At 68.7% G+C, this 18,735-nt stretch carries 13 protein-coding genes and 3 pseudogenes; 4 read left to right on the forward strand and 12 right to left on the reverse strand.

Going from position 1 to position 18,735, the window contains the following annotated elements; translation table 11 throughout:
• Positions 1–55: 55 nt before the first annotated feature.
• The 3 genes from P3G67_RS29315 to P3G67_RS29325 form a co-directional block, all read right to left on the reverse strand.
• Positions 56–574, reverse strand: a complete 519-nt coding sequence (locus tag P3G67_RS29315; protein WP_276096178.1) for a nuclear transport factor 2 family protein — start codon at positions 572–574, stop codon at positions 56–58.
• Positions 571–1,014 carry a nuclear transport factor 2 family protein gene (locus P3G67_RS29320; RefSeq protein ID WP_276096179.1) on the reverse strand — a complete coding sequence of 148 codons (444 nt, stop codon included), beginning with the start codon at positions 1,012–1,014 and terminating at the stop codon, positions 571–573. The genes P3G67_RS29315 and P3G67_RS29320 overlap by 4 nt, the downstream gene beginning before the upstream one ends.
• 89 nt (positions 1,015–1,103) lie before the next feature.
• Entirely contained in the window at positions 1,104–2,120 is a 1,017-nt protein-coding gene (locus P3G67_RS29325) for a DJ-1/PfpI family protein (RefSeq protein WP_276096180.1), read from the reverse strand.
• 249 nt (positions 2,121–2,369) lie between these two features.
• On the opposite strand from P3G67_RS29325, the gene P3G67_RS29330 reads away from it, so the two are divergent.
• Positions 2,370–3,101, forward strand: a complete 732-nt coding sequence (locus P3G67_RS29330) for a type 1 glutamine amidotransferase domain-containing protein (RefSeq protein ID WP_276096181.1) — start codon at positions 2,370–2,372, stop codon at positions 3,099–3,101.
• Between the two features lie 84 nt (positions 3,102–3,185).
• On the opposite strand, the gene P3G67_RS29335 is transcribed toward P3G67_RS29330, so the two are convergent.
• The 3 genes from P3G67_RS29335 to P3G67_RS29345 form a co-directional block, all read right to left on the reverse strand.
• Positions 3,186–4,142 carry an AraC family transcriptional regulator gene (locus P3G67_RS29335; protein WP_276096182.1) on the reverse strand — a complete coding sequence of 319 codons (957 nt, stop codon included), beginning with the start codon at positions 4,140–4,142 and terminating at the stop codon, positions 3,186–3,188.
• Positions 4,143–5,295: 1,153 nt separating this feature from the next.
• Positions 5,296–7,128 (reverse strand): AMP-dependent synthetase/ligase, encoded by a 1,833-nt coding sequence (locus P3G67_RS29340; protein ID WP_276096183.1) that lies wholly within the window; start codon positions 7,126–7,128, stop codon positions 5,296–5,298.
• Positions 7,129–7,642: 514 nt separating this feature from the next.
• A complete protein-coding gene (locus tag P3G67_RS29345; RefSeq protein WP_276096184.1) occupies positions 7,643–10,444 on the reverse strand; it encodes a SpoIIE family protein phosphatase in 2,802 nt (933 codons plus the stop codon).
• Positions 10,445–10,803: 359 nt separating this feature from the next.
• Here P3G67_RS29345 and P3G67_RS29350 point away from each other — a divergent pair, with 359 nt between their 5' ends.
• Positions 10,804–11,397: a DUF4142 domain-containing protein gene (locus P3G67_RS29350; protein WP_276096185.1), complete on the forward strand. Its 594-nt coding sequence runs from the start codon at positions 10,804–10,806 to the stop codon at positions 11,395–11,397.
• A gap of 212 nt (positions 11,398–11,609) precedes the next feature.
• A pseudogene (locus tag P3G67_RS29360) lies at positions 11,610–12,682 on the forward strand (IS630 family transposase).
• Here P3G67_RS29360 and P3G67_RS29365 read toward each other — a convergent pair.
• Both P3G67_RS29365 and P3G67_RS29370 read right to left on the reverse strand, forming a co-directional pair.
• Positions 12,679–13,077 (reverse strand): annotated as a pseudogene (locus P3G67_RS29365) (hypothetical protein); the annotation flags it as partial. The pseudogenes P3G67_RS29360 and P3G67_RS29365 overlap by 4 nt on opposite strands.
• A gap of 247 nt (positions 13,078–13,324) precedes the next feature.
• Complete coding sequence (locus P3G67_RS29370; protein ID WP_276096186.1) at positions 13,325–13,945, reverse strand: TetR/AcrR family transcriptional regulator C-terminal domain-containing protein; 621 nt, start codon at positions 13,943–13,945, stop codon at positions 13,325–13,327.
• A 117-nt stretch (positions 13,946–14,062) separates the two neighbouring features.
• On the opposite strand from P3G67_RS29370, the gene P3G67_RS29375 reads away from it, so the two are divergent.
• Complete coding sequence (locus P3G67_RS29375) at positions 14,063–15,535, forward strand: FAD-dependent monooxygenase (RefSeq protein WP_276096187.1); 1,473 nt, start codon at positions 14,063–14,065, stop codon at positions 15,533–15,535.
• Positions 15,536–15,838: 303 nt separating this feature from the next.
• On the opposite strand, the gene P3G67_RS29380 is transcribed toward P3G67_RS29375, so the two are convergent.
• The 4 genes and pseudogenes from P3G67_RS29380 to P3G67_RS29395 form a co-directional block, all read right to left on the reverse strand.
• Positions 15,839–16,552 (reverse strand): GntR family transcriptional regulator, encoded by a 714-nt coding sequence (locus P3G67_RS29380; RefSeq protein WP_276096188.1) that lies wholly within the window; start codon positions 16,550–16,552, stop codon positions 15,839–15,841.
• Between the two features lie 231 nt (positions 16,553–16,783).
• A pseudogene (locus P3G67_RS36185) lies at positions 16,784–16,987 on the reverse strand (IS5/IS1182 family transposase); the annotation flags it as partial.
• Positions 16,988–16,998: 11 nt separating this feature from the next.
• Entirely contained in the window at positions 16,999–17,832 is an 834-nt protein-coding gene (locus P3G67_RS29390) for an alpha/beta fold hydrolase (protein WP_276096189.1), read from the reverse strand.
• A gap of 434 nt (positions 17,833–18,266) precedes the next feature.
• Positions 18,267–18,659 carry a nuclear transport factor 2 family protein gene (locus P3G67_RS29395; protein ID WP_276096190.1) on the reverse strand — a complete coding sequence of 131 codons (393 nt, stop codon included), beginning with the start codon at positions 18,657–18,659 and terminating at the stop codon, positions 18,267–18,269.
• Positions 18,660–18,735 lie beyond the last annotated feature (76 nt).

Here is an 18,735-nt window from a genome sequence, read left to right on the forward strand (position 1 = left end):
CGCTGCCTCCTGCCTCCCGTCCTTCAGTCCTTCAGTCCTTCAGTCCTTCGGCAGCTCAGTCGACCTCGAGGTGACCGAGCTGCCGGTTGATGCCGGCCGCGTCCCAGTAGGCGCGCACCGTGTCGATGAGTCCCTCCTCGTCGATGTGGAGGATGAACAGGTGCGGTTCGCTGAACGATCCGCCCCGGGGCTCGGCGAACCCCCACGCCGTCTGCTGGCAGCCGCCGATGTCGCAGGAGACGACCGCGTCGCCGTGGTCGTTGGAGTCGATGCTGTGGACCGTGTTGAACAGGTCGGGGAAGGAGTGGATCAGTCCCGCCCAGATGGTCTTGCCGACCGTCTTGACCTTGCCGTCGCCGCGCAGCACCCGCTGCTTGCCCCACACCTCGTACGGCACGTAGGAGAACTCGGCGGTGTCGGTGCACATGTCGGTCATGGCTTCGACGTCGTGCCTGCGGTACGCCTCGAAGAGCCGGGCGGCGGTCTCGGTGGCGACGGCCTTGCGTGTCGCCGCCGCGACGGGGGTCGCCGTGCCGTCCTGAGCCGTGGTCATGTCGTCCTGCGCGGTGGTCATGCCGCCCCTCCCACGATCGCGACCTCGTCCAGCCGCTTGACGGCAAGCCGGCGGTAGAGCTGGTTCTGGCACCAGTAGGCGTCGACTCCGGTGATCGCCGCGGTGTCCACCGTGAACCGCCAGGCCTGGTCCACGTCGATGTGCTTCTCCTGGTTGACGACACCGAGGTAGTCGGCTGCCTGGGTGCCCTCCAGCTTCAGCTCCACCACCACGACATCGCCGAGTTCGAGCAGGTTCCTCTCGGTCAGCCGCAGGTCGGGAAACGCGTTCACCGTCGAGGTGACCAGCGCGCGGATGTCATCGGCGCCGCCGTTCCTGACCCGCAGTGGGTGCAGGTTGGCCTCGGCGGACGGGCTGACCAGCGCCATCGCGGCGTCGGTGTCCCGTCGTCGGACGGCGGCCAGGAACGCCCTGACCGTCTCGGTAGGCGTTTCGTTCATGATCTGTGCTCCTTCGGACCCTTTGGCACGGTCACGGCGCCACGGCGCCGACGCCCGGCACGATCGCGGCCGCCACCTCGCGGCGGCCCTCACGCGGCGAGCGCCTTGAGCACCGCGTCGGCGGTGGCTTCGCTGGAGGCGGGGTTCTGCCCGGTGATGAGGTTGCGGTCCACCACGACGTGGGACACCCAGGCGCTCGGCGCGTCGTCGAAGACCGCGCCCGCGTTCTTCAGCGCGGTATCGAGGTACCAGGCCATGCCGAGCCGCCCGGCGACCGTCTGGTCCTCTTCCTCGTCGGTGAAGCACGTCATGCGGTAGCCGTCGAAGAGCCACTGCCCGTCCGCGCGTTCGGGCGCGGAGAGCAGCAGCGCCGGGCCGTGGCACAGCGAGGCGATCGGCGCCTGCTTGTGGTGCAGCACGCGCAGCAGCCGGGAGACGTCGGCGTTGTCGGCGAGGTCGACCATCGGGCCGTGGCCGCCGGGCGCGAACACGGCGTCGAAGCCCGCCAGTTCCTCGTCGCTCAGCGTGGAGAGCGCCACCGGATGCGTGAACCCCTCGATGCTGTCCAGCTTGCGGCGCCGCTCCGCGGACAGCGCCCGGGCCGCCGCGTCGAGCTCGTCGACGGCCTGCTGGATCTCCTGCCTGCTCAGGCCGCCGTCCAGCCCTTCGTCCACCATCACGTCCACCAGCCGGCGGTCCTGGCTCCAGGCGATCTTGGCCGCGCGGCTGACCAGCGCGTGGGCCTCGGAGGGCGCCGTCCCCCGGCTGGTCAGCCGCTCCACGATCCTGCGGGCGGCCACCAGCCCGAGCTCGGTGGTCTGGTGCAGGGTGATGCGGATGTCGTCCGGGTCGTGGTGGAAGGTGCGGGTGACGGAGGCGAAGAAGTCCTGGTCCTCCTCCGGGTAGTGGAAGAAGTGTTCGAGCCCGTACGGGTCGGCGGTCGGCGCCAGCCCGTCGGGCGTGACCACGACGACGTCGTGCCCCGCCGCGCAGAAGCGCTCGTAGGGCTTGAGTGCCTCCTCCGCGAAGTAGCCGGTGGGGTGCCGGGTGCCGTCGGCGAGGGCCAGTTCCTTCGCGCTGGACACGAGGTACGCGATGCGCGCCATGTCAACTCCAGGTGAACAGTTCGTTACCGGGACGCCTTGACGTTAGGGCCGGCCTTCCGGCGGTCGCATCGCAGATTCCTGCGGGACAACTGCGGATTCCGGTACCAGCCCCGCGGCGTCTGCGCATTCCGGTCGAGAAATAGCGGATTCCGGTGGAACCGGGTGGCGGCCGTGGACTTCGTGCCTAACGTTGTCGGCACATTTCAACGAACACCCATACGGAAGCGACCGACGGCAGAGAGGTTTGCGATGACACGCGTACTGTTCGCGGTGTCCGGATCGGACTACTGGACGCTGAAGGACGGCACCAAGCACCCGTGCGGTTTCTGGCCGGAGGAACTGGTGGTCCCACACGAGATCTTCCGCGACGCGGGTTTCGACATTGTCGCGGCCGCCCCGGGAGGGGTCCGTCCCACGGCTGACGAGGCCGGGTTCTCGGCGGCGGTCAACGGCGGTTCGGAGGAACCCGGCAAGCGGTTCCGCGCCTACCTGGAGGGGATCTCCGCGGAGCTCGACTCACCGGTCGACCTGGACGCGGCCGACGCCGCCGACTACGACGCCGTCTTCGTGCCGGGCGGCCACGGCCCGATGGAGGACCTCGCGCGGTCCGAGCCGTTCGGCGCGCTTGTCGCGGCCTTCACGGCGGCCGGCAAGCCGGTGGCGGCCGTCTGCCACGGCCCGGCCGCCTTCCTGCCGGCCCGTGCCGCCACCGGCGAGTGGCTCTTCGCGGGGCGCCGGGTGACGGGCTTCAGCAACGAGGAGGAAGCGGCGATGGGCTTCGCCGACCAGGCCCCGTGGCTGCTGGAGGACCGCCTCACGGACGGCGGCGGCGCGTACGAGCGCAGCGGCGCGGCGTTCGAGGGGCACGTGGTCTCCGACGGCAACCTGCACACCGGCCAGAACCCGGCGTCGTCGGCGCCGCTGGCCGAGCGGCTCGTGGCGCTGCTGTCCGCACCGGCCGCACCGCTCGGCGAAGGCTGACCGGCAGTGCATGGTGGACGGCGGCCGGCCCGCCGTCCACCCGATTGTGCGCGACTTTCCCACCGGCAGAGCGGGGACGCGGGGTCAGCCGCTGTTCCGCGAACCGAGTTCCCGGGAGATCCGCTGGAGATCACAGTAAGCGCGCGGTGTCGCCCCGAACCGGTCACGGAACTCGTTGATGAAATGCGATGTGCTGGCGTACCCGACGGCGCGGGACACCTTGGTGACACTCATCTGCCGATCGATCAGCAGATCGCGCGCCCGATTCAGCCTCATCTCCTTGACGAACTGGTAAGGGGATTTTCCGGTTACCTCACGGAAGAGGTGTGAGAAGGCGGACGGGCTCATGGCGACCTGCTCGGCCATGTCGCTCACGGTCAACGGCTCCGACATGTTCCGCTGCACATAGGAGATGACGTCGCTGACCGGGTTGCTCACCACTTCGGTGGCCGCTATCTCGATAAGCCGCTCGTACTGTTCGGCCTGCAGTACCCGGTACACCATCTCGCGCAGATACAGCGGCGCGAGCACCCTGCGGTCGGCGCCCGTGTGTGTGGCCTGCAGGAACCGGATCGTGGCCGACATCAGGGCGCAGTCGAGCGGCGAGACGAAGACGGGCTCCGGTGTGCCGTGCAGCTTCGGCTGGAAGGGGACCGCCCGCCGGTCGAGGATGTCGGAGGAGACGCGCCGCACCAGGGTGGGATCGATCTGCAGCACCAGCGAGAGGAACGGTTTGTCCTGCGTCGCCTCCAGGATCTCGGCGGTGAAGTGCTGGCTGCTGCTGAGGACGAGGTAGTTGAACGGGTCGTAGTAGTGCGGCCGGCCCGCCGACACGACACACTTGCGGCCCTGCGCGATCACGCACAGCGACAGTGACTTGACCTCCTCCCACTGAGGCGCTGTCGGTTGCGTATAGCGGTAGAGGGTCAGCCCCGGCCAGCCGCCGGGGTTGCCGCCGATGTGAGGAGTGCGCGAGCGGATCTCGGACACGAGGTCGCCGGAGGTCAGCGTCTCCTGGAGGGGCTGGGGTACGGCGGTCATCACGCGGCTCCCGTGGTGTGTCGGCCTTGGCGGCTGCCCGTCGGCGCGGTGTGCTCCTATGTGGGCCTCCCAAGGTGCTGCTGTACGCCGGTTCCACCGAGGAAGGGATGTCCGTCCTCGCGACGTGGTGCCAGATGGTACGGGTGGGCCCGGTAAGGGGGGACCCAAGATTCCGGTAAAGAAGTTGCGCACTTGCGTGCCGGGCTGGCCGCCGCAGGCTGCGGTGGCCGCCGAATCAGGCGGTGGCCATGGCCCGGGCCAGCACAGGAGTGTGCACGGTAGGTGGTGAGGCGTCGAGGGATTTGGTGTGGCTCGGTCTTCACATCTGCCGTGCCGAGGTCAGGTCCGCGGTCCGCTGAAGCGTCTCCCGCGTGAAAATCCGGACCTTGGGCCTGAAGGATGTCGTTACCGCCGTGCAGCGAATGACCGGCGACTTTCCGGGCAGCCGCCTCCCGGGCGTGATCGCTGGTGGTGGCCCTGCGGTCGTTCGGGTAGTCCACGTAGTCCTCGTCTGCTGGGACGGCCCTCTGTCGCGAAGAAGGCCGAGATCCTCGCCCTGCACCGCGAGGTCACCATCCTGCGCTGGCAGGTCGAGCGGCCGCGGATCTCGTGGACAGACCGCGCGGTGCTGTCCGCTCTCGCGCAGCATCTGCCGTCCGCCCTGCGGCAGCACCTGTGGTCACCCCAGGCACGCTGCCGGTCTGGCACCTGCGCCTGGCGCGCTGGAAGTGGCGTCAACCACCGGCCGGTCCCGGCCGACCACCAAACCTGATGGCACGTCAGATCCAAGGTGAGCTGCGGCGCGTAGCGCTTCAAAACTGCTTCACCGCTGCTGACCTGGGCGTTGTCCCCGCAGTCGGGCACGGTCCTTCGTCATGCTCGTACGGATGATCTACTTGATGACCGCGCGGACCTTTGCGTGGCTGGCCTGCTGTGCCGGTCTACCGCGACGAAGAACGCCGAGATACTCATCCTCCGGCACGAGGTCACGGTGCTGCGACGCCAGTTCACCGCGTCCCAGCTCACAGCCGGTGAAGCCATTTTTAAGCGCTACGGGAGATCCCCGGCGTTGTGGCACCATCCCGGGGCCCGCCGCTGCTAATGCCGATGGCGAAGTCCCGGCACAAAAAGCTGGAGGCGTCGAAGACAGCCGCTAGCCGGCGTAGAGCTGGTCGATTTCCGCCGCGTAGACCTTCACGATCGCGCTGCGGCGGAGCTTGAGGGAGGGGGTCAGCAGACCGTCCGCCACGCTGAACTCGTTCGGCAGGATCCTGAACGCTCTGATCGACTCCGCGCGGGACACCGCTGTGTTGGCTCTGGACACCGCCTGTTGTATCTCCGCGTGCAAGGCCTGGTTCGCCGACACCACTCCTCGGCCGTTTAACGCCGATCCGTCGACCATCCGCTGCCAGCGAGTCAACGCCGTGGGCTCCAGGGTGATCAACGCACCGACGTACGGCCGGTTGTCACCCACCACGACGCACTGGGAGATCAGCGGATGCTGACGCAACCGCTCCTCCAGCATCAGTGGGCACACGCTCTTGCCGCCGCTGGTGATGATGACGTCCTTCTTGCGGCCGGTGATGGTCAGATAGCCGTCGCCGTCGAGGTATCCGAGGTCTCCGGTGCGCAGCCAGCCGTCCCGCAGTGCCCCCTCGGTGGCCATCGGGTCACCCAGGTAGCCCGAGAACACCGTACTCCCGCGCACCCACACCTCGCCGTCGTGCGCGATGCGCACCGAGTTTCCCGGCATCGGGCGGCCCACCGTGCCGAACCGCACCCGGCCGAGCGGCTGGGCCGTGACCGCGCCCGTGGTCTCGGTGAGTCCGTAGCCGTCGTACACCGTGATACCCGCACCCGCGAAAAGCAGCCCCAGGGCCCTGCTGAACGGTGAACCACCGGTGACCGCGTACCGCACCCGCCCGCCGAAGACGGCCCGGAGCTTCTTGTACACCATGTGGTCGAAGACCGCGTGCGCCGCCTTGAGGCCCGGTGCCGGACCGCGTCCGGTACCCCAGACGAACTGCTCCATCGCTTCGGCGTAGCGCACGGCCACATCGAGGGCCTTGTCGAAGAGGTATCCCCGACCCGCCTCCTGCGCGGCGCCTCGTGCACATCGCAGGATCCGTTCGAAGACGTACGGCACGGCGAAGACGAACGACGGCCTGAAGGAGGCGAAGGCAGCCAGCAGCGCATCAGCCGTCAGACGCGGCTCATGACCCATCATGATGCCTCCGCGCAGGCAAGCGACCTGTACCACCAGCCCGTAGACGTGCGACAGCGGAAGGAAGGTGAGGATCGACGGCTCCTCGCCGGGCTCGGCGAGCAGTGAACTCCAGCCCGCGAGAAGGGTGTCGCACTGGGCTGCCAGATTGAGATGGGAGATCAGGCATCCCATGGGCCTGCCGGTGGTGCCCGAGGTGTAGGCGATGACTGCGGGGAACTGCGGCTCCACCGACCAGCGCAACTCGTCCACCAGGTCATCGGGCACACCGCGGCCCCGAGCCCACAGCTCCGGCACGCAGTTCCTGTCCATCTGCCAGATCCAGCGCAATGCCGGGAGCCTGTCGCACACGGCTCCGACGGTCATCGCGTGGTCCTCTCCCTCGACGACGACAGCCACCGCCTGCGTGTGTGAGAGCATCCAGCAGACCTGCTCCGCCGAGGACGTCGGGTAGATGGGGACCAGTTGGGCGCCGATCGACCAGAGCGCGTAGCTGAAGAGCGTCCACTCGTACCGCGTCCGCGCCATCAGGGCCACCCTGTCCCCGAAGCCGATGCCATCGGCCAACAGGCCCTTGGCCAGCGCCACGACCTCGTCACGAAAGGCGGTCGCGGTCACCGCGGTCCACTCGTCCGGTCGGGCAGGGCTTCGTTTGGCCAGCAGGACTCGACTCGGTTCACGGGCCGCCACCTCGTACAGCGAGTCGGCCAAGCCACCTGAACGCAACGGTGCCACGAGGAGAGGGAGACTGAACTCGCGCATGGTGCCCCCTTCTTGAGCCAGGGCTCGTCCCCCGTTGACGGTGAGGAGGGAGCGAAAACTACCGGCCAGATGGCTGGCTGCATAGGGCACCGGCCGATTTTGGCGATGGCCGACGCGAAGTCTCCGCACGACCTCCTACTGTTACCCACGGACACCGGGGCAATTCGCCAACTGGCTTGTTGAGCTGCGGAGTTGACAGGCAGTGTGCCCGCCATCCGCGTCGGCTCCCCGTGCCGGGAGGCGGTGGCGGCGGGTCTGCGTACGGACGTTGCTGCCGTACGCAGACATGCGGCACGCCCTACGGCCGACAGAACCGTGGTCGCGGGTGCGGGTGGCACAACCCCAGCGGCGAGTTCTTCCCGCTGCCGCGGTGGCTGCGGCGGCAGACCGCGGCGCTGCCGGGCGGGCTGGTCTGCACCGGCTCCACGAGGACCTGCTACTGCACTGCGGCGGGCTGGACCAGGACATCGCGGGCCCTGGCCGTCCGGCTGCGCGGACCGGCGGGCCGGTCGGGCTAGAGATCGGACTCGTCGAACTGCTCCAGGAGGGCATCGGCCAGGGAGCTGTCCGCAGCGGCGGTCGGCATCTCGCCGGTGAGGGGCTGCTCCGCCCAGATGACCTTGCCGGTCGGGGTGTACCGCGTGCCCCAGCGCTGCGCGAACTGCGCCACCAGGAAGAGTCCACGCCCGCCCTCGTCCGTGGTCGCAGCCCAGCGCAGCCGGGGCGAGGTGCTGCTGCCGTCCGACACCTCGCAGATCAGGCTGTGCTGCCGTAGCAGCCGCACCCGCACCGGCGGCGCGCCGTAGCGGATGGCGTTGGTGACCAGTTCGCTGAGGATCAGCTCGGTGGTGAAGCCGTGCTCCTCCAACTGCCACCGCCGCATGGTCTCGCCGCAGCGGGCTCGCGCCGAGGCCACCGCCGCCGGGTCCAAGGGCACGTCCCACTCGGCCACCCTGGACGGGTCGAGCGTCCGGGTGCGGGCGACCAGCAGGGCGGTGTCGTCGGTGGGGTGGGCGGGCACGAGGGCGCCGATCACGGCCTGGCACGTCTCGTCCGGGGCACGCCCGGCGGCCTGCTGAAGCGCCCGGCGTAGCCCGGCCAGGCCGACGTCGATGTCGCGGGTGCGGTCTTCGATCAGTCCGTCGGTGTAGAGGACCAGTTGCGAGCCCTCCGGCAGGCGCAGCTCGGCGGTCTCGAACGGGCCGCCGAGGCCGAGCGGGGGCGAGGCCGGCACATCGGGGAAGGCGACGCGGCCGTCCGGGTACGCAACGGCCGGTCCGGGGTGGCCGGCGCGGGCGAGCGTGCATGTGCCCGTCGCCAGGTCGTAGATCGCGTACAGGCAGGTGGCGCCGGTCATGCTGTGCGGCCTCTGGCCGTCCGGGCCGTGCCCCTCGCGGGCCTGGTCGGCGGTCTCTTCACTGTCCATGCGCTGGACGAGTTCGTCCAGGTGGCCGAGCACCTCGTCGACCGGGATGTCGAGTGCCGCGAAGTTGTGTACCGCGGTGCGCAGCTGACCCATCGTCACCGCCGCGTGCAGACCGTGTCCGACGACGTCGCCGACGACGAGGGCCACGCGGGCGCCGGGCAGCGGGATGAAGTCGAACCAGTCGCCGCCCACCCCGGATTCGGCGGGCAGGTAGCGCCATGCGACCTCGAGGGCGTCCTGTTCGGGCAGATCGCGCGGCAGCAGGCTGCGCTGCAGCGTTGCCACCATGGTGTGCTCGCGCGCGAAGCGGCGCGCGTTGTCGATGCACACGGCCGCTCGGGCGGCCAGCTCCTCGGCGAGGGAGGCGTCCTCCGGGTCGTACGGCTGCGTGTGGCCGGTCCGGTAGAAGGTCGCCACGCCGAGGACGACGCCTCGGGCCCGCAGTGGCACGGTCACCATCGAGTGCAGGCCGCGCTCCAGCGCCGGTCCGCTGCGCTGCGGATCCTGCTGCCGCCAGCCGGCCGCCTGCCGCAGGTCGGTCTCCAGCACGGCCCGGCCGCGGTCCAGCGCCCGTATCTGGGGGGTGTCGGCCGCGAAGGTGATCAGCTCACCCACCGGGTACAGCGGCAGCGCCTCCCGCTCGCCGCTGACCGCGGTGCGCCGCATCCTGCGGTGCGCCTGCTGCGCGGGTTCGTTCCCGCGCAGGGCGGCGTCGAGCAGGTCGACGGTGACGATGTCGGCGAACCGGGGCACGGCCACCTCGGCCAGCTCCTGCGCGGTGCGGGCCACATCCAGCGTCGTGCCGATGCGCGTGCCCGACTCGTACAGCAGGCTGAGCCGCTCCCGGGCCATCTTGGCCCGGCCGGTGACGGTCGCGAGCTCGGTGGTGTCGCGCAGGGTCACGGCACTGCCGCCCGGGCCGCCGAACGGGAAGGTCAGCCGCTTGTTGATGGCCAACAGGCGGTCCCGGGTCCGGCAGACCTCGTCGGTGACCGGCTTCGCGGAGGCCAGCAGGCCCGCCATGTCGTCGGCCAGCCCCAGCTCGCGCACGTTCCGCCCTTCGGCGTCAGCAGGCAGGGCCAGCAGGCGCCGCGCCTCGTCGTTGGCAAGGAGGAGGCGCCCGGCGGCATCGGTGATCAGGACGCCTTCGCGCACGGCGTGCAAGACGGCGTCGTGGTGCTCGTACATCCGCGTCATCTGCGCCGGGCCCAAGCCGTGCGTCTGCCGACGCAAGCGCCGGGCCGTCAGGGCCGTCCCTGCGGTGGCCAGGGCCAGGGCCGCGGCGCCAGCGCCGAGGACGATGGGCAGCTGCGGTTTCCACAGCCCGGCGACGTCGCTGACGGTGTCGCCGGCCGACACCAGGCCGACGACGGTGCCGCCGGGCGCGGTGACGGGAACGACCGCCTGGATGCCCGCTCCCGCCTTGCCGCCGGGCAGCGGCGGCCCGCCAGCCTGTTCGACGACGGTGTGCCCGTGCAGCGCGGGGACGATCGTCCCGACGAACGGCTTCCCGATCTGCCGCGGGTCGGGATAGGTGTAGCGGATGCCGTGGGTGTTCATCGCCACGATGAAGTCCACGCCGACCGCCTTGCGGGCGGCCTCGGCGCGCGGCTGCAGGGCGGCCGTGGGGTTCGGGCCGCGCAGCGCCTGGACGATGCCGGGGCCGTGGGCGAAGGTCTGGGCAACGGCGACCGCTTCCCCGCGGGCCTGCTGTGTGGCGTCGCGCTGGGCCTGGACGACAAGGTCCGCCGCAGCGGCCGCCACCAGCAGCACGACGATCACGATCTGCAGGACGAAGACCTGCCCGGCGGCGCTGCGCAGGTTGGGCAGGGACTCGCGGCGGCGGGACGGGGTCCGTCCGGTCTGGAACCGCCGCAAACACCCCTTCATGTCCTCATTCAAGCACCGGCCTCCACGCGGCACGCCACAGCTCGGCGGGCTGGACGCGCTGGTCCTCAGCGCCGACGGGACGGAGTGCCGGAGCGGCGTCGATGGCGGGCGACGAACGGCAGCGGAGGGCTCGGGGGGCGGCGAGGGTGCTCGGCACCTGGAGTCGGCTGTGCGGCGCACCGCGCAACGCCTCTGGGACGGCGTCTTTGAACCTCGGTCCGTGGCAGGCCGTATCAACAGAGCAGATTCTCGTCGCCTGGCTGTTGAGGTCGGCGCAAAGGAATTCTCGGGAAAGAGGGATCGGTGTGGAGTTACGAGCGGTTCGGATTGCGCTGAGTGTCGCCTGTGGATTCGCTGTCGTGTGGCTTGTGGCGGCGTGCGGTGCTGGTCCGTCCTCGCGGGCCGGTGCCCGGGCCGCCGCGCCGACGACCAACAAGGGGGTGTCGGGCACTGATCTGAGCCTGAGGTCGACCTCGTTCGGTCCGCTCAGCGCGGCGGACCAGAAGCTGCTCGCACTCGTGCGGGAGACCAGTCTGCGGGAGATCACCACGTCCCAGATGGCCCTGAAGAAGTCGTCCAACGAGGGCGTCAAGCAGGCTGCCCAGATGATCAGCAAGCAGCACGTTGAGCTTGAGCAGAGAGACCTCGACGTGGCCGGGAAGCTCGGCCTGCGGTTGCCGGACAAACCGAGCCCTGACATGCAGGTCGGGATCGATCGGATGCGGGGCGAGAACGGCACCGCTTTCGATGACGACTACGTGAACACGTTGCGCCAGGCGCACGGTGAGGCACTGATCCTGATCTCCAAGGTCCGGGCGGACTCGCAGAACTCGCTGGTCCGGTCCTTCGCAGACCTCGCTGATGGCTTCATCAAGATGCATATCCAGGCTCTGGAGAAGACCGGCGATGTCGACTACTCCAAGCTGCCGGTGCCCACTCCTGATGCTGCCTGAGTCCTCCGCTGCCGTTCGGTCGCCCGGCCATCGACGCCAAACCGAACGACAAACAGCATCACCACAGCGCTTCAGTGCTCGCCGCTGGTGGCTCCTCCACACGGCCCCGGAGGCCGGACGGAACGGGGAACAGTACCAACGTCAGCGTTCCGACGACCTTCCCGTCCGCACGGGCGACCAGGTTGCATCACAACTTTGCTCCCATGGCGCGTATGGGCCGGCCGATGGCGGAGTTGACGTTGACGGACGATGAGCGGACGACGCTGATGCGGTAGTCGCGGCGGGCGAAGTCCTCGCAGGCGCTGGCGCAACGCTGCCGCATCGTGCTCGGCTGCGCAGACGGCAGGACCAACCGGGCAATCGCCGAGGAGTTGGAGATCTGGCCGCAGACGGTGGGCAAGTGGCGTGGACGCTTCCTTGAACGCCGGATGGACGGGCTGATGGACGAGCCCCGGCCCGGTGCTCCACGGAAGATCACCGATGAGCAGATCGAGGAGGTGGTCGTCGCCACGCTGGAGCGGACCCCGAAGGACGCCACCCACTGGTCGAGAACCTCGATGGCCGCCCAGAGCGGTCTTTGGAAGTCCACGATCGGCCGGATCTGGAAGGCATTCGGCCTCAAACCCCATCAGGTGGACACCTTCAAGCTCAGCAACGACCCACAGTTCATCGACAAGGTCCGCGACGTGGTCGGCCTGTATCTGGACCCGCCGGAGCGTGCCCTGGTGTTGTGTGCCGACGAGAAAAGTCAGATCCAGGCGCTGGACCGCTCCGCACCGGTGCTGCCGATAATGCCGGGCATGCCCGAACGCCGTACCCATGACTACTTCCGCAACGGCGTGACCACCCTGTTCGCCGCACTGGACGTGGCCACCGGCGAAGTCATCGGCTCGATCCACCGCCGCCACCGCGCGACGGAGTTCAAGAAGTTCCTGACCAAGCTCGACAAGCACGTGCCTGCAGACCTGGACATCCACCTCATCTGCGACCCACAACACGGACACCGTGCGCAAGTGGCTGGATGCCCATCCCCGCTTCCACCTGCACTTCACCCCCACCTACTCATCGTGGTTGAACCAAGTGAAGCGATGGTTCGCACTGCTGACGGACAAGCAACCTCGGCGCGGGGTCTACAAATCCCTCCAGGCGCTCGAAAGAGACATCCGTAGTTGGATCCGAACCCGGAACGCCAACCCACGGCCCTTCGCCTGGGCCAAGACCGCTTGACGAGATCCTCGAACGACTCGCCGCATATCTTGAACGGATTCCCGGCGCAGGACACTAGGTGGATACCCCTTCGTGGGCCGACGCCCCTGGTCGACCGGGACTCGCTGTCGGCAAATGCCGAGCGGACGGGGCCGTCCGGAAGTAGTGGCCCTCTTCGAGGTCGTCGACGAGCCCGGGCCGGGTCGGCTGCCAGCCCATCAGTTCGCGGGTGAGCGCGCACGACGTCGGGACGTCGGCCGCGAGGAAGGCCCCGAGCCAACCGAATTGCCGGTCCGCGTTCTCGGGAGAGACGGAGACCACCGGCAGGTCGAGGTGACGGCCGATCACCTCGGCGACGGTACGGATCGGCAGGCCCTCCTCGGCGATGCCGTGCAGCACCGATCACGCCGGGGCCTTCTCCAGCGTCAGGCGGAACAGTTGCGCGGCATCACGCCGGTGTACGGCGCACCAGCGGCGAACGACACCTTCCCACTGTGCTCAGCGACTACGCCGAGCACTACAACACCGCCCGCGCCCACCGCAGCCTCAACTACGAGCCCCCGACGATCCGAACGTCATCGCCTTGCCCACCGCCGCAGTCCGGCGCCATCGAGTACCCGGCGGACTGCTCAACGAGTACCACGCCACAACCTCGATCAGACCGCCTCGCGGCCCGCAGGAAAGCCCCGGTTCAGCGGCTAAATCGGAGCTTTGACACCCTTCAACGGCTTTGGCTGGCTGGTCTCTCGGTTCGGGGAAGGCCGGCGATGATCAGGTCAAGGGCGAATTCGAAGCGTTGGTCGAAGTTGTCGGGGCCGACGTAGGGCAGGGCCGCGGTCAGGGCTGGATAGGTGCTGGCCGGGACTTGGTCCGGGAGGAGGGCCGGTGCGGTCTCTTGGGCGGCTTGCTGTTCCTGGGTGAGGCCCAGGGTCAGGTAGAAGATCGACCAGTGGGTCCACGCGGCCGTGCGCGGCGAGTGGCCCGCCGCCAGCAAGGTAGCGATCACGGTGTCGGCGTAGCGAAGCGTGCGGGGCTCGGCTGCGAAGACGCCCGCGACCATCCTGGCGGCGTCGCGGTGGGAGAGCAGTGCCGTGCGGCAGCGGCGGCTCAGTTCCTTGAGCCGGTCGGGGAACGCCTCGGGCAGCGGCTCCTCGAGACAGTGCGCGAGGAGTTCGTCGGAGGCCAGTTCGAGCAGGCGGCCCTTGCTGGAGGCGTGCCAGCGGACGGTGTTGTGCCGCACGCCGAGCCGGGCCGCGACGGCGCGCATGGTCACGCCGTCCAGCCCGTGCTCGTCGAGGACTGCCAGCGTGGCGGCGACGATCTCGTCCTGTGTCGTACCCATCCGACGCACCTCCCCGGTCGCTTCCGCACTCTGTCGTCCAACCCCTGTTGTCCAATGGACAATTCTAGGACATGCTCACTCTTGTCCAACGGACAAGAGTGAGAGGGAGTGGTTGTCATGTTCGACGTGCTCATCGCCGGGGCCGGCCCGGTGGGGCTCTGGCTGGCCGCGGAGCTGCGCCTACATGGGGTGGAGGTGGCCGTAGTGGAACGCCGCGCGGCACCGGACGGACGCTCGCGGGCGGTCGGCATGCAGGCCGGCACGCTGGACACCTTCGCCACCCGAGGACTCGCGGAGCGGTTCATCGAACGGGGCACCCCCGTGCCGACCGGCCACTTCGGCGCGGCGACCACCCGGCTGGACTTCTCCACAGTCGGAACGGTGCACCCGTACATGCTGGCGCTCGGTCAGTCCGTCACCGAACAGCTCCTGGAGGAGCACGCGGTTTCCGTGGGCGCCCGGGTGCTGCGCGGGGAGGAAGTCGTCTCGCTCACCCAGGGGCCGGACGCCGTCGAGGTGGTGATCCGGGCCAGCGGTACCCACCGGACCGTGGGAGCGCGCTGGGTAGTGGGCTGCGACGGCACTCGCAGCACGGTGCGCCAGGCGGCCGGCATCGACTTTCCCGGTCAGGACACCACGCTGACCGGGTGGCTCGCCGACGTCGAACTCGATGACCCGCCCACCGCGCCGCTCGCCGCCACTGGGCCGGCCGGTTCGTTCCTGGCGGCCCCGATCGGCGACGGCGTCCACCGGCTGGCAGGCCTTTCCACGGCCACCATGCACCACGGCACCGGCGAACCGCTGACCCTGGAAGAGGTACGCCAGCAGACCCGCGCACTACTGGGACGGGACCTGGGTATCCGCAACCCCCGGTGGCTGTCGCGCTACGGCAATGCCACCCGCCAGGCCGCACGGTACCGCGCCGGACGGGTGCTGCTGGCCGGGGACGCGGCGCACATGTTCTTCCCGGCCGGTGGCCAGGGCATGAACCTCGGTATCCAGGACGCCACCAACCTGGGCTGGAAGCTCGCCTCAACCCTCCAGGGCCGGGCGCCGGACGGACTGCTCGACAGCTACGACACGGAGCGTCGGCCGGCCGCCCGCGCCGTCATCGACAACACCCGCGCGCAGCTCGCCCTGTTCGCCGCGGCGAGCCCGGAGCAGATCGCGCTGCGCGAGGTGTGGTCCGCCGCGCTGGCCGAACCGGAGACCAACCGCCAGTGGGCCCGCCGGATCGCCGGCTTCGGCGACCCGCTACCCGCCGACACCGCACCCGGCGCGCATCCGCTGAACGGCACCCGCCTGACCGGCCTCGCCCTGGACACGGCACAGGCACCCACCGCCCACCCCTTGATGCACCACGGCCGGCCATTGCTGCTGGACCTCGGCGGGACGCGGACGCCGTGCCCCGCGAGTGACCTAGAACAGCGGGCAGCCACGGTCAACGCCGAAGTGGCGGACCCTATCTGGCGGGACGTCACCGCAGTCCTGATCCGGCCCGACGCCCGGATCGCCTGGGCCAGCACCGACACCGACCCGCAGCGCCGGGCGGCCGGCTGCCTCACCGCCCTGCGCACCCTGTGCCGCTGAGCGCGCTCGGTGAGCCCACACGCCCGGACCCGCTCGCTAGGCCCAATGCCGTAGCCGTTGAGTTACGGGGGCTGGACGGCGATGGCTTCGTGATGTGGTCGTGTGGGCTGGGGCCAGTGGCGGTGGTGACTGGCCTTCGCCTTGAACTTGGACATTTTCCGTTTGAGAACGCGGGGCTGACTGCGCAGGCGGCGGGGCGGTAGGAGGTTCTCGCGGAACTCGCTGATGAAGTGGTCCCAGGCGCGGGCCATCGGCGTACCCCGACGTCAACCCTCCTGGGCAAGAATCCGCTCTTCGCCAGTTTCAGGAGACCCGGATGCTGGCCTCGGCGATCGACGAGCTGGAAATGAGCGCGTCGATGATCTGGACCTGTGAGGCCCGCGTCCGGGCCTCCATGGCCCGCCGGGCCGCAGCGGGATCGCGCTCGCGGATGGCATCCAAAATCGCCTGCCGCTCACGCGCAGCCGACGCCGAGAAGGCGAGCGACTTCAAGGTGATCCGCAAGATGCGTTCGAGCTCGTCGAAGACTCGAGTGATCGACTGCGCCAGCATGTCATTCCCGCACCTGTTGGCGATGATCGTGTCGAACTCGAAGTTGGCGCGAAGGAAGGCGTTGACGCTCTCCGCATTCCCCAACTCGTAAGTGGTTTTGAGGAGTTCTTCCATCCGGGCAAGATCGTCATCAGGGCAGCCGAGCTTCGCCGCCAGGCCGGCGGCTTCGGTTTCCAGAAGCTGCCGGAAGGCGCAGAGCTCCCGCGCCCCCTTCAAGGTCACAGGCAGAATGCGGTAACCCGAGCGGGGCAGCGCCTGGACCAGTCCATCGCGCTGCAGTTGGGTCAGGGCTTCCCTCACCGGCATCGCGCCGACCCCTGCCAGGTGCGTCAGGTCCGTCTTGGTGACGTGGGCACCCGGTTCCAGCTCTAGTTCGATGATCCGCCGCTTGATCGCAAGGTACGCGCGTTCGGTGGCGTTCAGGCCGGAGTGGCTCGTGCTGAGGATGGCCGGCAAATACTTCACACCGCCATCCTACAGCCGCCTGTGATCTTACCTTATTTCTCTTGGATCTCAGATTTGTACCTGGGGATTGGTGCAGCCGCTGTTCGCTTACGGGGTGGCACAACGGAGGGCTGTCCGCCCCTAAAGATCTTCTCGTAACTCTGTAACTGCGCCGCTGCCGTAGGGGAGTTGCTGAGCTCCTGGCCCAGATCAGCCGGTGAAGGCGAGGTTGTGCATGTGGGCGACGCTGCTGCGGGCCCGCACCCGGCAGCGGGAGGCGTTGTGCTCCTCCTTCCGCTCCGGCAGCCGTTCCTGCCCGGCTCGGCGGCGGTGCGGGACGAGCAGTCCGGTGCCCTGGTAGCCGCCGTCGGCGATGACGGTTGCGTCCCCGCAGGCGGTCTTGATGCCAGAGTCGGCGAAGGCTGTGCGGTCGATATGGTTCCCGGGCAACGGTCCAGGACAAATGATCAGCCCGCCGTGACCGTCACTGCCTTCACGAAATCGTCCACGACCTGCGCAGCCCACTCCGGGTTCTCGAACGGCGGGTAGTGCCCGATGTCAGGCACCCTCAGCAGCTGTGCCACCGAGCCCATCTCTGCGACCGTGTCATCGACCAGCTCATCCTGTACGAGGAAGTCGTCGGTGCCCTGCACGATCAGGACCGGGCACCGCACATCGCCGAGCCGACCACGCAGGTCGTGGGAGGCCCACGCCTGGCCATCGAACTTCCCCGCCTGCTGGGAGGTACTGCGCTGCAGCCACCTCAGCTCGATTTCCTGCTCAGAAGTCAGTTTCTTGCTCGCCGAGGCCACCGCCGCATGCTCGAGGTGATCGGTCCAGCCGGCATCGGGCGCGACCGTCTGACCTGCCAGCAACGCAGCGGCCTCGGCCGACAGCGGTGTCCACGACGCTGCCTGCATCGAGATGACACCTCGATAGCACTCACCGTGGTGAGCGGCGAGATCCAGTGCCGTCAAGCCCCCCACAGAGGCGCCGAGCACGAAGGGCGACTCTCCGGTCAGAACCGTCTTCACGAATGCGTCCACGAACTCGGCATGGTCATGTATGGACGTCCCGGGCTTCCACTGCGCGGGGTAGGAACGGCAGTGCCCGGGAAGATCGGGCGCGATCGCACGATATCCGCGCTCGGCAAGCAGCGGCAGCAGATGCCTGTAGACCCGAGAGTCCGTGGCCCCCGGGTGAATCAACACGATCGGGTCGCCTTCCCCGGCCTCGTCGAAATAGGTGCGCGCGCCATTGACCGTGACATAGCGACCCGTGATCGGTTCGAAGATCGTCATAGCCCAACTCCTTGCTCGGTCAACGCAGGGAAGAAGTCCCATCATGACACGTTGATCGAACACTAAGATATCACGCACCATATCTGAGATATCAACGGCCCCAAGTGGGATACCACTTTGTTGGGTGTATGACTGGCCACCTCGCCCAGTGAATCCAGCAGGCCCCGGACCCTCAGGCGCGGCCTGCTGGATGCTGGCGGAGTTACTCAAAGACAGGCGGGGTCGGCGATGATGCGTCGGCAGGCACGGCCTCCCACTCGGATCAAAGAGCGTCGAGAACTCCGTGATCCTGGAAGCCCGTGCCTGCCTTGTCCCGGAACCTCGTCCGCCTGACGGTTCCTCAGGACCGCGACGTTAAGCGGCCACGCCGAGGACCCGGCCGCCAAACGTGCCAGACCCAAGCGGCGTTCGCCACCGAACGGTGAGCGGCGAGCTCAGCGGGCGCTGCCGATGTTGCGGTCCACTTCGGAGCCCTGGAGCATCAGCGTGGTCTCCTCTATGCGGCTGAAGCGGCCGTCGGATGCCAGGTCGGCGAACACGTAGACCTCCGTGAGCACGGTCGAGCCGTCCTTCTTCGTGATGTTGACCGTGTGGCGGTCGGCGTACTTGGTGCCGTCATAGAGCTCGTCGTGGACCTCGACAGAGCCTTCGGCGACGAGCGTGCGCAGGTGGGTGATGTGCTCGATGAAGCCGGCGCGGTCGGCCCACTGCCCGTCCGTGCGCTGCCGGTAGCCGGGGGTGAAGTGGCGGTCGGCGGCTTCTTCGACGGTGATGTCGGTGTTGAAGATCAGGTCGGTCATGGCGGCGGCGACGCCAGTGGGGTTCATGGGGATTTCCCTTCACGGTGAACACTTGAATGAAAGTGCGTGCGCTGCGCACGCTTCTTCGACTGTAGCACCGAAT

This window comes from Streptomyces silvisoli (assembly GCF_029269905.1).
GTDB classification, from domain to species: Bacteria; Actinomycetota; Actinomycetes; order Streptomycetales; family Streptomycetaceae; genus Streptantibioticus_A; species Streptantibioticus_A silvisoli_A.